This window comes from Pseudomonas sp. NPDC087814, from assembly GCF_044742865.1.
GTDB lineage: Bacteria > Pseudomonadota > Gammaproteobacteria > Pseudomonadales > Pseudomonadaceae > Aquipseudomonas.
The window spans coordinates 1-16,941 of the sequence record NZ_JBIUVK010000059.1; the positions used below are offsets into that span (position 1 = coordinate 1).

General features: G+C 63.5%; 16 protein-coding genes. 3 read left to right on the top strand and 13 right to left on the bottom strand.

Translation table 11 applies throughout. The annotated features are described in order from the left end of the window. A partial coding sequence (locus ACIOMR_RS27405) for a ribonuclease E/G (RefSeq protein ID WP_401197449.1) occupies positions 1 to 2,462 on the top strand: 2,462 nt, incomplete at its 5' end. A 67-nt stretch (positions 2,463 to 2,529) separates the two neighbouring features. Here the strand turns inward: ACIOMR_RS27405 and ACIOMR_RS27410 are convergent. The 11 genes from ACIOMR_RS27410 to ACIOMR_RS27460 are packed head-to-tail and all read right to left on the bottom strand — an operon-like array spanning position 2,530 to position 11,095. Continuing rightward, a complete protein-coding gene (locus tag ACIOMR_RS27410) occupies positions 2,530 to 3,117 on the bottom strand; it encodes a nucleotidyltransferase family protein (RefSeq protein ID WP_177116823.1) in 588 nt (195 codons plus the stop codon). Further along, positions 3,114 to 4,100, bottom strand: a complete 987-nt coding sequence (locus tag ACIOMR_RS27415; protein ID WP_008434978.1) for an XdhC family protein — start codon at positions 4,098 to 4,100, stop codon at positions 3,114 to 3,116. The genes ACIOMR_RS27410 and ACIOMR_RS27415 overlap by 4 nt, the downstream gene beginning before the upstream one ends. Continuing rightward, positions 4,100 to 4,243, bottom strand: coding sequence for a hypothetical protein (locus tag ACIOMR_RS27420; RefSeq protein WP_177041366.1), 144 nt, complete (start codon positions 4,241 to 4,243; stop codon positions 4,100 to 4,102). The genes ACIOMR_RS27415 and ACIOMR_RS27420 overlap by 1 nt, the downstream gene beginning before the upstream one ends. Positions 4,244 to 4,250: 7 nt before the next feature. Next, positions 4,251 to 5,270 carry a UDP-N-acetylmuramate dehydrogenase gene (murB, locus tag ACIOMR_RS27425; protein WP_004371335.1) on the bottom strand — a complete coding sequence of 340 codons (1,020 nt, stop codon included), beginning with the start codon at positions 5,268 to 5,270 and terminating at the stop codon, positions 4,251 to 4,253. Continuing rightward, positions 5,267 to 5,731, bottom strand: a complete 465-nt coding sequence (locus ACIOMR_RS27430) for a low molecular weight protein-tyrosine-phosphatase (protein WP_177122870.1) — start codon at positions 5,729 to 5,731, stop codon at positions 5,267 to 5,269. Before ACIOMR_RS27430 ends, murB begins: the two co-directional genes overlap by 4 nt. Further along, complete coding sequence (gene kdsB, locus ACIOMR_RS27435) at positions 5,731 to 6,495, bottom strand: 3-deoxy-manno-octulosonate cytidylyltransferase (protein ID WP_008434982.1); 765 nt, start codon at positions 6,493 to 6,495, stop codon at positions 5,731 to 5,733. The genes ACIOMR_RS27430 and kdsB overlap by 1 nt, the downstream gene beginning before the upstream one ends. Continuing rightward, positions 6,492 to 6,677 (bottom strand): Trm112 family protein, encoded by a 186-nt coding sequence (locus ACIOMR_RS27440; protein ID WP_003174668.1) that lies wholly within the window; start codon positions 6,675 to 6,677, stop codon positions 6,492 to 6,494. Before ACIOMR_RS27440 ends, kdsB begins: the two co-directional genes overlap by 4 nt. 24 nt (positions 6,678 to 6,701) lie before the next feature. Then, complete coding sequence (gene lpxK, locus ACIOMR_RS27445) at positions 6,702 to 7,712, bottom strand: tetraacyldisaccharide 4'-kinase (protein WP_004371358.1); 1,011 nt, start codon at positions 7,710 to 7,712, stop codon at positions 6,702 to 6,704. After that, positions 7,712 to 8,140 (bottom strand): biopolymer transporter ExbD, encoded by a 429-nt coding sequence (locus tag ACIOMR_RS27450; protein WP_004371361.1) that lies wholly within the window; start codon positions 8,138 to 8,140, stop codon positions 7,712 to 7,714. Before ACIOMR_RS27450 ends, lpxK begins: the two co-directional genes overlap by 1 nt. Next, positions 8,137 to 8,772, bottom strand: a complete 636-nt coding sequence (locus ACIOMR_RS27455) for a MotA/TolQ/ExbB proton channel family protein (RefSeq protein ID WP_004371363.1) — start codon at positions 8,770 to 8,772, stop codon at positions 8,137 to 8,139. The genes ACIOMR_RS27450 and ACIOMR_RS27455 overlap by 4 nt, the downstream gene beginning before the upstream one ends. Positions 8,773 to 8,803: 31 nt before the next feature. Next, entirely contained in the window at positions 8,804 to 11,095 is a 2,292-nt protein-coding gene (locus ACIOMR_RS27460; protein ID WP_401197482.1) for a DNA internalization-related competence protein ComEC/Rec2, read from the bottom strand. Positions 11,096 to 11,242: 147 nt separating this feature from the next. Here ACIOMR_RS27460 and ACIOMR_RS27465 point away from each other — a divergent pair, with 147 nt between their 5' ends. Then, complete coding sequence (locus ACIOMR_RS27465) at positions 11,243 to 11,758, top strand: DUF2062 domain-containing protein (RefSeq protein WP_004371367.1); 516 nt, start codon at positions 11,243 to 11,245, stop codon at positions 11,756 to 11,758. Positions 11,759 to 11,761: 3 nt separating this feature from the next. Here ACIOMR_RS27465 and ACIOMR_RS27470 read toward each other — a convergent pair whose 3' ends face one another. Both ACIOMR_RS27470 and ACIOMR_RS27475 read right to left on the bottom strand, forming a co-directional pair. Beyond that, on the bottom strand, positions 11,762 to 13,132 hold the full coding sequence (locus tag ACIOMR_RS27470; protein WP_008434990.1) for a sensor histidine kinase: 1,371 nt from the start codon (positions 13,130 to 13,132) through the stop codon (positions 11,762 to 11,764). Beyond that, complete coding sequence (locus tag ACIOMR_RS27475; RefSeq protein ID WP_004371371.1) at positions 13,119 to 13,847, bottom strand: response regulator transcription factor; 729 nt, start codon at positions 13,845 to 13,847, stop codon at positions 13,119 to 13,121. Before ACIOMR_RS27475 ends, ACIOMR_RS27470 begins: the two co-directional genes overlap by 14 nt. Before the next feature lie 205 nt (positions 13,848 to 14,052). On the opposite strand from ACIOMR_RS27475, the gene ACIOMR_RS27480 reads away from it, so the two are divergent. After that, a complete protein-coding gene (locus ACIOMR_RS27480; RefSeq protein WP_087692781.1) occupies positions 14,053 to 16,806 on the top strand; it encodes a response regulator in 2,754 nt (917 codons plus the stop codon). Positions 16,807 to 16,941: the final 135 nt, after the last annotated feature.

Here is a 16,941-nt window from a genome sequence, read left to right on the forward strand (position 1 = left end):
TCGAAAGCCAGATCGAAACCGCTTTCCAGCGCGTCGTCGAACTGCCTTCCGGCGGCTCCATCGTGATCGACCCGACCGAAGCCCTGGTGTCCATCGACATCAACTCGGCGCGTGCCACCAAGGGTAGCGACATCGAAGAAACCGCCCTGCAGACCAACCTGGAAGCGGCTGAAGAAATCGCCCGCCAGCTGCGCCTGCGTGACATCGGCGGCCTGATCGTGATCGACTTCATCGACATGACCCCAGCCAAGAACCAGCGCGCCGTGGAAGAGAAAGTCCGCGAATGCCTGGAAGCTGACCGTGCCCGCGTACAGGTCGGCCGCATTTCGCGCTTCGGCCTGCTGGAAATGTCCCGTCAGCGCCTGCGTCCATCCCTGGGTGAAAGCAGCGGCATCGTCTGCCCGCGTTGCAACGGCACCGGCATCATCCGTGACGTTGAATCGCTGTCGCTGGCGATCCTGCGCCTGATCGAAGAAGAAGCCCTGAAAGACCGCACTGCCGAAGTGCGCGCCCAGGTGCCGATCCCGGTCGCTGCGTTCCTGCTCAACGAAAAACGCAACTCGATCACCAAGATCGAACTGCGCACCCGTGCCCGCATCGTCATCCTGCCGAACGATCACCTCGAGACACCGCACTTCGAAGTGCAGCGCCTGCGTGATGACAGCCCGGAAGCCCACGTCAACCAGTCCAGCTACGAAATCGCTGCTGCCGCTGCCGAAGTGGAAGAAGTCCAGCCAGCCGCTGCGACCCGTACCCTGGTTCGCCAGGAAGCCGCCGTCAAGACCGCGCCAGCCCGTGCCAACGCACCGGTTCCGGTCGAGGCAGCTGCGCCGGTTGCCGCACCAGCTGCCCTGCCTGAGCCAAGCCTGTTCAAGGGCCTGGTGAAGTCGCTGGTCAGCCTGTTCGCCACCAAGGAAGAGCCAGTGGCTCCAGTTGTGGTCGAGAAGCCTGTGACTGAACGCCCTGCACGCAATGAAGAGCGTCGCAACGGTCGCCAGCAGAGCCGCAATCGCAACGGTCGCCGTGACGAAGAGCGCAAGCCTCGTGAAGAACGTGCACCCCGCGAAGAACGCGCTCCACGTGAAGAACGCCAACCGCGCGAAGCCCGTGAAGAAACACCAACCGTAGCCCGTGAAGAGCGTGCACCACGCGAAGAACGTGCACCGCGTGCTCCACGCGCTCCACGTGAAGACCGCAAGCCACGTGGCGAGCGTGAAGAACGCGTGCGTGAACTGCGCGAGCCGTTGGATGCCGCTCCAGCCGTAGCCGCTGCTGCTGCCACCGCTGCCACTGCTGAAGAGCGTCCAGCTCGTCAGCCGCGTGAAGAACGTGCGCCACGCCCTCCTCGTGAAGAGCGTCAACCACGTGCCGAGCAAGCGGCTCCAGCCGGTGAAGAAGAAGAGCTGCTGTCCAACGAAGACCAGCAACAGGAAGACGGCCAGGACAACGCCGAAGGCGATCGTCCACGCCGCCGCTCCCGTGGCCAGCGTCGTCGCAGCAACCGTCGTGAGCGTCAACGTGATGCCAACGGCAACGAAATCGAAGGTTCGGAAGAGACCGGCGAAGCCAACGCAGCCGCTACCGGCGAACCGACTGGCGCCGAACTGGCTGCCGGCCTGGCCGTTACCGCTGCTGTCGCCAGCTCGGTCATCAGCGCACCTGCTGAAGCCCAGGCCAACGAGCAAGCTGAAGCAGCCACCGCTGCCATCCAGGAAAACACTGTTGTAGAGACGCCAGCCGTCGAAGCACCTGTGGTTGAAGCGACGACGCCAGTCGAAGCCCCGGTTGTTCCGGAAGTGGAAGTAGCGCCAGCTCGTCACGTGCGTGAAGTTCGTGAAGTTCGCGAGTCTAAGCCTGAAGCTGAAGTGGTTGCCGAGCCTGCCGCTGTTGTTGAACAACAGCCCGTGGTTGAAGCCGCCGTTGAAGCACCGGTAGCCGAGCCAACCCCTGAAGTGCGTGAAGTTCGCGAAGAACAGACCGCCTTCCAGTGGGCTGCCGAACCTGCCCCGGTGGTTGAAGCGGTCGAAGCTCCAGCGCCTGCGCCAGTGGTCGAAGAAGCTCCAGCGCCAGTCGCTGAAGTGGTGGTCGCTGCTGAACCTGTTGCCGTTGTTGCCGAGCCTGCGCCAGTGGTTGAAGCGCCAGTGGTTGCCGAAGTGGCAGCCCCGGTGGTTGAAGCCGCTCCGGCCAGCGCCCTGACCGAAAATGGCCGTGCGCCGAACGACCCACGCGAAGTGCGTCGTCGTCGCAAGGAAGCTGAAGCGGCCGCCGCTGCTGCCAAGGCCGCTGCCGAAGCTGCTCCAGCCGTCGCTGAAGTTGCCCAAGCAACCCCTGCTCCGGTCACCGAAGCCGTGGTTGAGCACAGTGCCCCTGCCATCGACGAGAACGTACGTTCCGTTGAAGAAGTGGTAGAGCACCACCCTAAGGCGCTGGAAGAAGAGCACGAGCCTAAACCCCTCGTCTGATTCCATCGGCCACTAAAAAGCCCCGCCTGAGTGATCAGGCGGGGCTTTTTTATGCCCGCTACATCAGTTAGCGGTAGTCCAACAACCCTGGCACATCGACGTCCCACAACACACCGGGATCATCGACTACGACTTCCTGCACCGAAGCCTTGGCAAATAACGGTTTTGCCCCGCGGTCTCCGGTCAGCGCGATCAAGGCCGGGCCGAATGAACGGCCAAACCCCACGGGGTGCCCGTACTGACCTGCATGCACCGGGGCGCTGATACCGTCGTCCTCCAGGCCTGCCATCACTTGCTCGATACTTGCCGGCAGGATAAACGGCATATCCCCCAACACCACCAGCCAACCAGCCGACGGCCCACTGGCCGCCACCGCTGCTGCGATGCTGTCACCCATGCCCGGCGAGCGCAAAAGCAATACTTCGCAACCGTGCACCTTAGCCAACCGAATCACTTCGGTGCGATCCGGTGACGTCACCAGCCAACGTCTCGTAGCCACAGGCGGCAAATTCACCAATACCTGCTCGATCACCGGCCGCGTGATGCCATCCCGGCCCACGCAGGGCGCCAGCAACTTGTCCTGATCGGCACCCGCCTCGGCCCGAAAACGACTGCCCTGCCCCGCCGCCAGGATGATTACGGCGATGCCCGTCAACTGACCGCTGCCTGCAACGGCTTTTTCTGCAGCAGATCGATCCCGTTCTTGATGGCGACGATTTCCGCCATCAACGACAAGGCGATTTCCGCCGGCGTATGGCTGCCGATATGCAGGCCAATCGGCCCATGCAGCCGCGCAATGGCGTCCGCACTGAGCCCCAGTGCCGCGAGGTTTTCCCGGCGCTTCTGGCTGTTGACCCGCGAACCCAGCGCGCCTATGTAGAACGCCCGGGAATTGAGGGCCGTCAGCAACGCCATGTCATCCAGGCGCGGGTCATGGGTGAGCGCGACAATGGCGGTGCGTTCATCGGTCTGGATATTCAACACCGCTTCATCCGGCATACCCGGCACAAAGCGCCCGTGCTGCTCCTCCCAGCCATAAACAAACTCCTGGCGCGGGTCGCAGATCAGCACTTCGAAATCCAGCAACCGAGCCATTTCCGCCACATAACGTGACAGCTGGCCCGCGCCGATCAGCAGCAGGCGCCAGCGCGGACCGTAGATCGCGCGCAAACGCTCGCCGTTGAAGCTGACCACATCGGTCTTGCTCGCACCGCTCAACACCACCTCGCCGGTGGCCAGGTCCAACTCACGGGCGACAATCTCGTGGGCCTCACAGCGCGCCAGCAGTTCAGCTACCCAACCCGGATCACTCACCCGCTCTTCGGTGAGACGCAGGGTGCCGCCACACGGCAGGCCAAAACGCGCCGCTTCGTCCCGGGTGACACCGTAAGTGACAAGCTGCACCGGCGGCCCGTCGTCAGGCAGCCGACCGTCCTGCAACCGGGCGATCAAGTCGTCCTCGATACAGCCGCCGGACACCGAGCCAATCACCACCCCGTCGCCGCGCAAGGCCAGCATCGCCCCCGGCGGACGCGGGGCGCTGCCCCAGGTCTGGACCACGCTGTACAGCACCACTCGCTGCCCGGCGAGGCGCCATTCCAGCACGCTGCGTAATACATTCAGATCAACACTGTCCATCAGGCTTTCGCCTCCCGCCAACCTTGCAACTGATTTTGATAAACAGCATCTATGGGTTGATCAAAAATATCGGTAGTCAGCCAAGTTAACTCACCGGCAATAAAAAAGCCCTGCAATGCAGGGCTTGGTGCGTCAAAAAACAAGCTTAGTTCAATAGCGATTCGGCTCCATTTCCAGCACCACCTTGAAGCGCTTTTCGATGTCCTGCTGGATACGCAGCGCGAGCCCGGCAATGTCCTGGCCGCTGGCCGCGCCGTAGTTCACCAATACCAGCGCCTGCAATCGATGCACGCCGGCATCGCCATCGCGAAAGCCTTTCCAGCCGGCCTTGTCGATCAGCCAGCCGGCGGCCAGTTTCATCTGCCCGTCGGCCTGGGGGTAAGCCACCAGGTCCGGGTATTGACGCTGCAACTCGGCAGCCAGTGCCTGGGACACCAGCGGGTTCTTGAAGAAACTCCCCGCATTGCCGAGCACCGCCGGGTCGGGCAGTTTCTCGCTACGAATGCTGCAAATCGCGCGGCTGACATCGCTGGGCGTGGCCTGCGCGATGCCTTGCTCGGTCAGGCGCTGTCGCACCGGCCCGTATTCAAGTTTCAGATGCACGGCGCGGCTCAGGGCAAAACGCACCCGCAGGATCAGCCAGCGCCCCACTTCGTGCTTGAACAGGCTGTCGCGGTAGGCAAAGTTGCACTCGGCCAGGCTGAAATCCCGCAGTTCGCCGGTCTGGCGATCAAGGGCGGTCAGGCCGCTGAATACATCCTTGATCTCTACACCGTAGGCGCCGATGTTCTGCATCGGTGCGGCGCCGACCGTGCCGGGAATCAGGCTGAGGTTTTCCAGGCCGGAAAAGCCCTGGGCCAGGGTCCACAGCACAAACGGATGCCACGCTTCGCCCGCTTCGGCCTCAACCACGACCTGCACGCCATCGTCGTGCAACACCCGGATGCCCTGGCTGGCCATGCGCAGCACCAGTGCGTCAATATCCTGGGTCAACAGCAAGTTGCTGCCGCCGCCAATCACCAGCAACGGCAGTTGTTGCTCGGCGGCACAGGCCAGGGCCTCACGCACGTCGGCGTCATTGTGGGCCTCGGCAAACAGCCGGGCACGCACGTCGATACCAAAGCTGTTGAACGGCTTGAGCGAAACCTGTGCCCGTACCTGCAAAGTCATAACCGGCCCTTCAATTCAATCACCAACAGGTCACAGGCGCGCTCGATCAGGTCGAGGACAGTTTCAAAGCCCTGGTCACCTTCGTAGTACGGGTCCGGCACTTCATCCACCAGCGAGTCGTAGCGGCGCAGGAACAGGTCCAGGTCCGCCTTGCCCTGAGCCGGCTGCATGGCCTTGAGGTTGCGCAGGTTGCTCTGGTCCATGGCGAGGATCAGGTCGTAGCGGGAAAAGTCGGCACGCGACACCTGTTGTGCACGCTGGGCCGACAGGTCGTAGCCGCGTTGCAGCGCGGCACGCTGGCTGCGCTTGTCCGGTGGATTGCCGACGTGCCAATCACCGGTACCGGCAGAGGCCACTTCAACCTGATCGGCCAGGCCGGCTTCGCGCAATTTGTGGCGCAGAACGCCTTCGGCCGTGGGCGAACGGCAGATGTTGCCCAGGCAGACGAACAGAACCTGCATCAGGCCCCCAGCAGGCGACGGACGCGCTCGAGGTCTTCAGGGGTGTCGACGCCCGCCGGCGGCGCTTCCAGGGCATCGCCCACATGAATGCGCACGCCGTGCCACAGGGCACGCAGTTGTTCCAGGGATTCGGTATTTTCCAGCCAGCACGGGCCCCAGCTCACGAAGTCGTGCAGGAAACCGGCGCGGTAGGCGTAGATGCCGATGTGGCGACGGTAAGGCACGCCAGCCGGCAGCACGTCAGGCTGTTTGGCGAACGCATCCCGCGCCCACGGCAAGGTGGAGCGGCTGAAGGTCAGCGCCAGGCCATTGATGTCGCTGACCACTTTCACCACGTTGGGGTTGAACAGGGTCTCGATGTCTTCAATCGGCTCGGCCAGGGTCGCCATGCGCGCTTCGCCATGGGCTGCCAGGTTGGCCGCCACCTGATCGATCACGCTGGGCGGAATCAACGGCTCGTCACCTTGCACGTTGACCACGATGGCGTCCGCCGCCAGGCCCAGCTTGGTGGCCACTTCGGCCAGGCGGTCGGTACCGGAGTTGTGGTCTTCACGGGTCAGCACCGCTTCGGCACCAAAGCCTTTGCAGGCCTCGATGATGCGCGGATCGTCGGTGGCCACCACTACCCTTTCGGCGCTGCTTTTGCAGGCCTGTTCCCACACCAGCTGGATCATCGGCTTGTTGCCGATCAGTTGCAGCGGCTTGCCGGGCAGGCGGGTGGAGGCGTAGCGGGACGGGATGACAACGGTGAAGGCGGTGGTCATTTATCCAGGCGCTCGTCGGTGGTCAGGGTGCGGGCTTCGCTTTCGAGCATTACCGGAATGCCATCACGAATCGGGTACGCCAGGCCGGCGCCCTTGCTGATCAGCTCGGTTTTGTCGGCGCTGAGCTTGAGCGGCCCCTTGCAGATCGGGCAAGCGAGGATATCGAGCAGTTTGGTGTCCATGAGTATGTCCTGGAGAGCAGCGTTTTAAGGCAAAAGGCGAGCGGGCAGCAAGCGCATCAACTGCGTGTCGAACCAGGCGATAAACGCCGGTGACGGTGCCGCGTCCACCGCAAGGTACCACCAGTCGGGCCTGGCAAAGGCGCGGCACTTCACCGCGTCCTTTTCAGTCATGACCAACGGCAGTGCCGGTGTGAAATTCAAGACCTCGGCGCTGTACGGCGCGTGGTCGGCAAAAGCATGGGGTATTGGGCGCCAGTGTAGCGTTTCAAGGGTATTGAAGAAACGTTGCGGGTTGCCGATGCCGGCCACCGCATGTACCTGCTGCCCCACCGGGAAGTGTTCGACGGGTTTACGCTCGCCGGTATGCAGGTTGACCAGCGCGGCAGGCAACAGACGGAAGGCATAGCCGTCGTCACGGTCAGAACCTGCGCCGTTGTAAAGCAGCGCATCGACGCTCTGCAAACGCTCGACCGGCTCACGCAACGGCCCCGCCGGCAGGCAGCGACGGTTACCCAGCCCGCGGGCGGCGTCAATCAACACCAGTTCCAGGTCACGGGCCAGGCGGTAATGTTGCAGGCCGTCGTCGGAGAGGATCAGGTCGAGGGTTTCGCTGGCCAACAGCGCCTTCACGGCGCGGCTGCGGTCGGGGTCGATCATCAGCGGCACGCCGCTGCGCTGCACGATCAGCAGGGGTTCGTCCCCCGCCACCGCAGCGGTTTGATCAGCCTCTACGCGCCATGGAAACTGTGGCGGCTTGGCGCCATAACCGCGGCTGACCACACCGACGCGCAAACCGCTGCGCTGGCAATGGTCGATCAGCCAGAGAATCATGGGCGTCTTGCCGGTGCCACCCACCGTGATATTGCCTACCACCACGACCGGCACCGGCGACTGATAGATCTCGCCCTCGCCCGCCAGGAACCGTGCGCGCTTGCGCTGCACCACCCGGCGATAGAGGGATTCCAGCGGCTGCAATAACGTAAGTGCAGGATGGCCTTCGTACCAGGCCTTGAGCAAACGATCAGTCATGGCCATCAGGGTTGGCTCGCCGCCTCGACGGTGGTCATGCGCAAATGGCTGAAGCCGAGCTTGCCGGCAGCGTCCATCGCCGTGATCACGGCCTGGTGCTTGGTGTTGCCATCGGCGCTGATGGACAGTGGCAAGTTAGTGTCGCCACCGGACTCCTTCTGCAGTGCTTCCATCAGGCTGGCCAGGTCGTTTTTCTCCAGCAACTGGTTATTCACCGAGAACACGCCATCGGCGCTGATGGCGATGTCCAGTTGCTTGGCCTGCTGGTCTTCCGCCGGCGAACCGCTGACGGCTTCCGGCAGGTCGACGCGCAGCTGGGTTTCCCGGGTAAAGGTGGTGGTGACGACAAAAAACAGCAGCAGGATAAACACCACGTCGATCAACGACGCCAGGTTGATATCGACGTTTTCCCGTTGCTTGCGACGAAATTTCACGCGTTGCCCTCAACCAGGTCCACGTCACGGTCGCCCTGTACCACTTCCACCAGCTTGATGGCTTCCTGCTCCATGCCCACCACCAGTTCGTCGATGCGCCGTTGCAGGAAACGGTGGAAGAATACCGAAGGAATACCGACCATCAGGCCCGCCGCCGTGGTGATCAAGGCCTTGGAAATACCACCGGCCAGCACTGCGGCGTTGGTGGTCATGCCCGACCCCATGAATGAGCTGAAAATATCGATCATGCCCAGCACCGTACCGAGCAGGCCGAGCAACGGTGCCATGGCGGCGATGGTGCCCAGGGCATTGATGTAGCGCTCCAGCTCATGGATGACCCGGGCGGCGGCCTCTTCGATGCACTCCTTCATGATCTCGCGACCGTGCTTGGAGTTGGCGAGGCCGGCGGCGAGGATTTCACCCAGGGGCGAGTTGGCGCGCAGTTCCTTGAGCTTTGTCTTGTCGAGCTGCTTGTTCTTGATCCAGCCCCAGACCTGGCCCAGCAGGTGGTCAGGCGTTACACGGCTGGCACGCAGGGTCCATAGGCGTTCGGCGATGATGCCGAGTGCGGCGATGGAACTCAAAATGATCGGCAACATCATCCAGCCGCCGGATTTGACCAATTCCCACACAGTGAATGTCCCCTCGAAAAAGTGCGCCACTTTACCATAAGGGTCCGGTGGAAGGGCTGGCCTGCCCCAGAGCATCCTGTCGCAGGGGCCGGTCTTTGGTAACGCTGTTTTGCGGCGTGCGCTCGCGCCAGAAACGCCGTTGGCTGCGCGCGGCCAGCGGCGGCTGGAAGGTGCCCACTCGCAGGCGGAGTGCGCCTTGCTCGGCACTGTCATAAATCACGCTGCCCACGGCCTGGTAACGCTCCAGCACCTGTGGATGCGGGTGGCCAAACCCATTGCTGCGCCCCCGGGAAATTAACACGGCCTTGGGTGCCAGGCGCTGTAGAAAGGCCCATGACGACGAGCTGCGGCTGCCGTGGTGCGGCGCTTGCAGCCAATCGACAGGAGCGCCCATGGGAGTGGCCAGCAATGCCCGCTCGGCGTCATGGTCAATATCCCCGGTCAGCAACAAGCGCTCGCCATTGGCCTGCACCCGCAACACGCAGGACATCTGGTTACCGTCCGTCGCATCAGGCCATTGCCATAGCTCGAACCTCACGCCGTCCCACTCCCACTGCTCGCCGCTGACACACGCCTGGGTACCGAGCGAGGCCGGCAGCCGTGCCGTCTCACCGCCCACCACACGCTTGACCGGCAACCCTTGGGCGACGGCCAACGCGCCGCCGGCATGATCGGCATCGGCATGACTGAGCAGCATCACGTCCAGCTCTGCGACCCCCAGCTTGCGCAACGCAGGCAATACGACACGCGCGCCAAGATCGAACTCACCGGAGCGCGGCCCGGCGTCATACAGCAGTGCATGGTTGCGGGTACGCAGGATGATCGCCAACCCCTGGCCGACGTCCAGTTGCACCACCTCGACCAGCCCATGAGGTATCGACTCCCGCGGCGGAAACACCGCCAGCAGCAACATCGGCCAACCCAGCAGCCGAAACGGGACGCCCTTGGGCAGCAATAACAGCACTGCCCCCAGCAGGCTCACCAGCCAATAGCCAATGGGCACTTGCGCCGGTATCCAGGCCGGCAAGTACTGCGCCAGCAGCGCCAGTGCCTTGAACAGCCCGTCCAGCGTGCCGCCCGCCAGCCATAACAACCCCTCTCCTATATAAGGCAGCGGCAATAACACCGTACCCAGCAAGGCCAGGGGCAGCACCACCAGACTGATCCACGGCACCGCAACCAGGTTGGCCAGCGGCCCGCTCAGGCTGATGGGCAGGCCGAGCACCAGCAGCAGCGGAAACAGGCCGATGGCAATCAACCATTGGGCGCGGGTCCAGGCTTGCCACAAGGGCCAGGGGCCCAATCGGCCACTGAACGCCAAAATCAGCACCGCAACAGCCGCAAAAGACAGCCAGAACCCCGGCTGCAGGCTGGCCAACGGTTCGAGGATCAGCACCGCGTCCAGCGCCAGCAACAGCGGCCACCAGATTCCCAGGTGACGAAACCGCAGACGCCACAGCAATACCAGGCCCACCATCACACAGGCCCGTTGCACCGGCACCTCGAAACCGGCCAGCAGGCCGTAGCCCAGCGCTGCAGCAAACGCCAGGCCGCAGGCCCAGGGCAGCCACGGCAAAGGTTTCGGCCAACCCCCGTAGCGCGCAAGACCGGCGACCAGGCCATAGATCAACCCCGCCAGCAGGCCGATGTGCTGCCCGGATATCACCAGTAAATGCACGGTGCCAGTGGCTTGCAGGACCCGCCAATCCTCGGCGGCCAACCCGGAACCATCGCCGAGCACCAGCGCCGCCAGGCCTGCCTCTCGCCCCTGGGCATCCACTGCCAGCAGCCGCTGGCGAATCCCGTCGCGCCAGGCATGTCGTGCCGGTGCCAGCAGTTGGCCGTCCTTGACCGAGCCGGTGGCGCCAATCCGCTGGGCCAGCAGCCAGGCTTCATAGTCAAAGCCATCGGCATTGAGCAATCCGGAAGGACGCTTGAGAGTCACCGCCAGTCGCCAGCGCTCACCGCTCTTAACCGGTGGACCGCCGCGCCAGGACACGCGAATGCGCTTGGGAAGCAGGTCCTTGCGTGACCGGCTGTCGGTCAGTTCGAAGCGCACACCGTCGCCCATCTGCTGCGGTAACCCGCTGACACGCCCTTCCACCCAGCGGGTCTGGCCATCCAGATGCGGGGCCAACCGGTCATCCAGCGCCCACTGCGCGCTGAGGCATGCCCAGCCCAGGCCAAGCAGGAAAAACCCCAGCGGATAGGTACGAAAAGGCAACAGCATCAGGGCCAGCACCGGCATCAGCAACAGCCAGCCGCCGGACGGCAACGCGGGTAAAAAACGCAAGGCGAGCAGCCCCAGCGCGAGTGCGAACATCCCTGTTCTCATGGATCTTTCCTTGAAAGCGACCCATTGAGTCTTAGCCGGGCTAGCGGTGTGGCCTATTATTATTTGTCACAAAGTCTGAATTTCACGTTCGTGGAATGCGGGCATACTTGCCCCTCGAACTGACCTGGACCCCTTATGCCACGGCGCTTATTCAAACGGTACATGCCCGATCCGACCAGCATTCGGGAACACAAGTCCTTACGCTTTCTCGGCAAGTTGCTGCATGACCCGAATCTCTGGCACCTCAATCGGCACTCGGTCGCGCGGGCCATGGCCGTTGGCCTGTTCGCGGCATTCATCCCCATTCCCTTGCAGATGCTGCTGGCAGCGGTCCTCGCCATCAGCGTGCGCGGCAACATGCCGATTGCCGTGAGCCTGGTCTGGCTGACCAACCCGATTACCATGCCGCCGGTGTTTTTCTGCACCTACATGACCGGGGCCTGGCTGATGAATGTGCCACCCCGCAGCATGCCCGACGAGCTGACCTGGGAATGGATCAGCGGGCAGTTGTCGACGCTGTGGCAACCGTTCCTGCTGGGCTCGGTAGTACTGGGGCTGGTGATGGCGGTGCTGGGTTATTGCCTGACCATGGGCTATTGGCGCTGGTGGGTGGCCCGCCAGTGGAAAAAACGCAAACAGCGCAGGTTGTAACCGTTAGCGCGCCAGCAAGCGCATGTGCACACGTAAACCCTGGCCGGTATTTTCCGCCCACAGGCTGCCGTCCTGACGCTGCACGGCGTTGCGCGCAATACTCAAGCCCAGGCCAAAGCCGCCGTCGCCGGGCCGTGAACCGTCCAGCCGGGTGAATGGCGCAAAGATTCGCTCCAACTCCACCTCATCGATCCCGCCGCCCTGGTCTTCCAGCCACAAGTGCCAGTGATCCCCCTCACGCTGCCCGCCCAATTGCACCGTTCCGTCTTGCGCAGAGTGCCGGATGGCATTGCGCAGGATGTTCTCCAATGCCTGGGCCAGCAGGTTCAGATGACCGCGCACCCAGCAGTCGGCCCCCAACTCGCACTGCAAGCGTGAAGCCGGCCAGCCACTTTCAAAACAGGCGTTTTCCCGGAGCATGTCCCACAGCGCCTGCACCTGGATGTCTTCCTTGGGCAACGGCGCGCGTTCGGTGTCGAGCCAGGCCAGTTGCAGGGTGTCGTCCACCAGGCGCTGCATGCCGTCGATTTCCCTCCCCAGGCGCTCGCGCAGCTGGGTCAGGTCCTGCTCGCTGTCACTGGCCACACGCAGGCGGCTCAACGGTGTGCGCAACTCATGGGACAAATCCCGCAGCAGTTGCTGTTGCAGGGCCACGGTGCCTTGCAGGCGTTCAGACATCTGGTCAAACGCGCGGCCCAATTCCCCCAGTTCATCCTGGCGGCTGGTGGTGTCGCGGGAAAGCCGGGTGCCCAGTTGATCGGCACGCCAGGCGTTGGCCTGCTCTCGCAGGTGGTTGAGAGGCATGATCAACAGCCGGTAGAGGCCGATGCACAGCAGCAGGGTGAACAGGCCGGGAATCACGCCATTGGTGACGATCCGCCAGAACAGCTGGTTTTGCCCGGGCATGAAACGCCGCGGCAACTCGATCACCAGGGAGCCCGCACCCGGGTCGAGCGGGAACGGGATTTTCAACCACGGCAGGCCCTTGGCATGCCGGCTGACGGGCCAGTCCAGGCCGCGCAGGAAGGTCAGGCGCTGGCTCTCCTTGTCCGTCAGTGGGTAGCTGCTCAGGGATTGCAGGTCGTTGCCGATGACCCCCACCCAGGTGCGCTCGCGCTGGCCCAGGGTGTGCAACCATTCGTCCACACCGGCGTTGCCGCCCTTGTTCCAGGCCAGTTCCGCGCCAGCGGCATAACCGCTCAGGGTGGCGCGGGCCTCGCTGGACAGAAAGGCATTCTGCTCTTCCATATACCGGCCCCATGACCAACTAAGCCAGATCATCAGCAAGCAGAATGCGATCAGCAGGCAGGCCAGTTTCCAGAATAACGAATGCTTGCCCGGCAGCCGTTTGAACGCGGCTTTAAAGCCCGTCATCGTGACCGCTCAACACATAGCCCTTGCCCCACACCGTGCGCACTTCCCGCTCGCTGTAGCCGACAGCCTTGAGCTTGCGACGAATCTGGCTGATGTGCATGTCCAGGCTGCGGTCATGGGGCGCATAGCCGCGCTGGAACACATGCTGGTAGAGGAAGGCTTTGCTGAGGACTTCTTCGGCGTTGCGGTGCAGGGTTTCCAACAGGCGATATTCGCTGCGGGTCAGGCCGGCCCACTGCTCCCGGTGAAACACATCACACAGCTCGTCATCGAAACGCAGGCTACGGGCATCGCCGCGCACCGCCGCCAGGGCCGGCAACGGCCGCCGGTCCAGGGCGACCCGGCGCAGGATCGCTTCGATGCGCACCCGCAACTCGGCCATGCTGAACGGCTTGGGCAGGTAATCGTCGGCCCCCAGGCGAAAACCGCTGATGCGATCGGCTTCGGCCCCCAGGGCCGACATCAGGATCACCGGCATCGAATGGCTCTGGCGCAAATGCGTGAGCACCGACAAACCGTCCATGCCCGGCAGCAGGATGTCCATCAACACCACGTCGAAGCGCTGATCGCGGGCCATTTGCAGGCCCTGCTGGCCGTTCTGGCACCAGGTCACCTGGAAGCCACAGAGGCCCAATTGCTCATGGACATAGGCGCCAAGCACAGGATCGTCTTCAATCGCCAGGATACTGGGTAAGCCAAGTGCTGCGGGATTCATTAGCGTCTGCAAGTCATTCTCAATGACTGATTATTCAAGATTGCCCCCCCATGAGCAACCGCCGCCGGGCGTCCGGCGGCCCAAGGTTTGCCTCAGGTCATTAATTTTGCAAGATTCCCCGCCGCGCAAATGGCTACACTGCGCAGGTGGCGCGGGCCGGATGCCTGCGTGGAATTCGACAACAGTGTGGTAGCAGGAGAGTGGCGTGCTTAAAAGAATGGGGATAAAAGGCCGCGTACTGTTGCTGACCTTATTGCCTACCAGCCTGATGGCGTTGCTGCTGGGCGGGTACTTCACCTGGATGCAGCTTTCGGAGTTGCAGTCGCAGTTGCTGCAACGCGGCGAGATGATCGCCGAGCAACTGGCGCCGCTGGTGGCCCCGGCCCTCGGCACCAGGAACACCGACCTGCTGGAACGCATCGCCACCCAGTCCCTGGAACAAACCGATGTGCGCGCCGTGTCGTTCCTCGGGCCCGACCGCACGCCCCTGGCCCACGCCGGGCCGACCATGCTCAACCAGCCGCCCATCGGCAACAGTTCGCACCTGCTGCAGCGCACCGGCAATGACGCCACCCGTTATCTGCTGCCGGTGTTCGGCCGCCATCGCAACCTCGCCGGTGAACTGATCCCGGATGAATCCGACCGCTTGCTGGGCTGGGTCGAGCTGGAACTGTCCCACAACGGCATGTTGCTGCGTGGCTACCGCAGCCTGTTCGCGAGCCTGCTGCTGATCGCCATCGGCCTGATCTGCACGGCGGCCCTCGCCTTGCGCATCAGCCGTACGATCAACTCACCGATCGGCCTGATCAAACAGGCCGTCGCGCAACTCAAGGACGGCAATCTCGAAACCCGCTTGCCACCCCTGGGCAGCCAGGAGCTGGATCACCTGGCCTCGGGCATCAACCGCATGGCCGAGACCCTGCAAAACGCCCAGGAAGAATTGCAACACAGCATCGACCAGGCCACCGAAGACGTGCGGCAAAACCTCGAAACCATCGAGATCCAGAACATCGAGTTGGACCTGGCCCGCAAGGAAGCCCTGGAAGCCAGCCGCATCAAGTCGGAGTTTCTGGCCAACATGAGCCATGAAATCCGCACGCCGTTGAACGGCATCCTTGGTTTCACCCATTTGTTGCAGAAAAGCGAACTGTCACCGCGCCAGCTGGATTACCTGGGCACCATCGAAAAATCCGCCGACAACCTGCTGGGCATCATCAACGAAATCCTCGACTTCTCGAAAATCGAGGCCGGCAAGCTGGTACTCGACAGCATCCCGTTCAACCTGCGGGACTTGCTGCAAGACACCCTGACCATCCTCGCCCCGGCCGCCCACGCCAAACAGCTGGAGCTGGTGAGCCTGGTCTACCGCGACACGCCGCTCGCCTTGGTGGGTGACCCGTTGCGGCTCAAGCAGATCCTCACGAACCTGGTGAGCAACGCGATCAAGTTCACCCGCGAAGGCACCATCGTTGCCCGCGCCATGATTGAAGACGAACAGGAAGACAGCGTGCAACTGCGCATCAGCGTGCAGGACACCGGCATCGGCCTGTCGAACCAGGATGTGCGGGCGCTGTTCCAGGCGTTCAGCCAGGCGGACAATTCGCTGTCACGCCAACCCGGCGGGACCGGCCTTGGGCTGGTGATTTCCAAGCGCCTGATCGAACAGATGGGCGGTGAAATTGGCGTCGACAGCACGCCGGGAGAAGGCTCGGAATTCTGGATCAGCCTGAACCTGCCGAAAACCCGTGACGATATCGAAGACCTGCCCTCCGCGCCGCTGCTGGGCCGGCGCGTGGCGGTGCTGGAAAACCACGAGCTGGCGCGCCAGGCCCTGCAACATCAGCTGGAAGACTGCGGCCTGGAAGTCACCCCGTTCAACAGCCTGGAAAGCCTGACCAACGGCATCACCAGCGCCCACCAGACCGAACAGGCGATTGACCTGGCCGTGCTGGGCATCACCGCCAATGACATTCCGCCGGAGCGTTTGAACCAGCACCTGTGGGACCTCGAACACCTGGGCTGCAAGGTACTGGTGTTGTGCCCGACCACCGAACAGCTGCTGTTCAACCCCTCGGTGCCCAACCCCAACAGCCAGTTGCAGGCCAAGCCCGCGTGCACCCGCAAACTGCGTCGCGCCCTGGCCGACCTGATCAGCCCGCGCCCGCTGCGCAGCGAACCCGGCGAGCCCCTGTCCAGCCGCGCGCCGCGGGTGCTGTGTGTCGACGACAACCCGGCCAACCTGCTGCTGGTGCAAACCCTGCTGGAAGACATGGGCGCCAAGGTCCAGGCGGTGGAAAGCGGTTACTCGGCCATCGAGGCAGTGAAGCAGGAAGCCTTCGACCTGGTGCTGATGGACGTGCAGATGCCGGGGATGGACGGTCGCCAGAGCACCGAGGCAATCCGCACGTGGGAAAGCGAACGCCATGGCACACCGCTACCCATCGTCGCGCTGACGGCCCATGCGATGGCCAACGAAAAACGCGCCCTGCTGCAAAGCGGCATGGATGATTACCTGACCAAACCCATCAGCGAACGGCAACTGGCCCAGGTGGTGTTGAAATGGACCGGGCTGGCCCTGCGCAACCAGGGCCCGGAACGCGGCACCGAAAGTTTCGGGAATGCCACGCAATTGCCGGTGCTGGACCATGAAGAAGGTTTGCGCCTGGCGGCCGGCAAGGCGGATCTGGCGGCAGACATGCTCGCGATGCTGCTGGCCTCGCTGGAAGCGGACCGTGAAGCGATTCGCGTCGCCCGTGACGCCAATGACCGCAACGCCCTGATCGAACGGGTGCACCGCCTGCACGGCGCCACCCGGTATTGCGGCGTGCCGCAACTGCGTGCGGCCTGCCAACGGGCCGAGACCCTGCTCAAGCAGGACGACGCCAAGGCCATGCCGGCCCTGGATGAACTGGACATGGCGATTGCCCGGCTGGCCAGCGAGGCGCGGGTCAGCGCGTAAACTTTCGGGGCAATGCGGACAGGGAGGCTTGCTGTGGCGGGGGGGGGTGGTGCCCCGGGGGGGGGGGGCGCGCCCCGGGTTTTTGGGGCCCGGGGCCCCCCCCCCGGGGCAAACACCCACCCCCCACTAAACGTA

Excerpts from the sequence above, each read along its gene's own strand:
- ACIOMR_RS27415 (WP_008434978.1), bottom strand. The coding sequence starts at position 4,100 with ATGGACAGTGTTGATCTGAATGTATTACGCAGCGTGCTGGAATGGCGC.
- murB (WP_004371335.1), bottom strand. The coding sequence starts at position 5,270 with ATGACTTTGCAGGTACGGGCACAGGTTTCGCTCAAGCCGTTCAACAGC.
- ACIOMR_RS27430 (WP_177122870.1), bottom strand. The coding sequence starts at position 5,731 with ATGCAGGTTCTGTTCGTCTGCCTGGGCAACATCTGCCGTTCGCCCACG.
- kdsB (WP_008434982.1), bottom strand. The coding sequence starts at position 6,495 with ATGACCACCGCCTTCACCGTTGTCATCCCGTCCCGCTACGCCTCCACC.
- ACIOMR_RS27440 (WP_003174668.1), bottom strand. The coding sequence starts at position 6,677 with ATGGACACCAAACTGCTCGATATCCTCGCTTGCCCGATCTGCAAGGGG.
- lpxK (WP_004371358.1), bottom strand. The coding sequence starts at position 7,712 with ATGGCCATGACTGATCGTTTGCTCAAGGCCTGGTACGAAGGCCATCCT.
- ACIOMR_RS27460 (WP_401197482.1), bottom strand. The coding sequence starts at position 11,095 with ATGTTCGCACTCGCGCTGGGGCTGCTCGCCTTGCGTTTTTTACCCGCG.
- ACIOMR_RS27465 (WP_004371367.1), top strand. The coding sequence starts at position 11,243 with ATGCCACGGCGCTTATTCAAACGGTACATGCCCGATCCGACCAGCATT.
- ACIOMR_RS27470 (WP_008434990.1), bottom strand. The coding sequence starts at position 13,132 with ATGACGGGCTTTAAAGCCGCGTTCAAACGGCTGCCGGGCAAGCATTCG.
- ACIOMR_RS27475 (WP_004371371.1), bottom strand. The coding sequence starts at position 13,847 with ATGAATCCCGCAGCACTTGGCTTACCCAGTATCCTGGCGATTGAAGAC.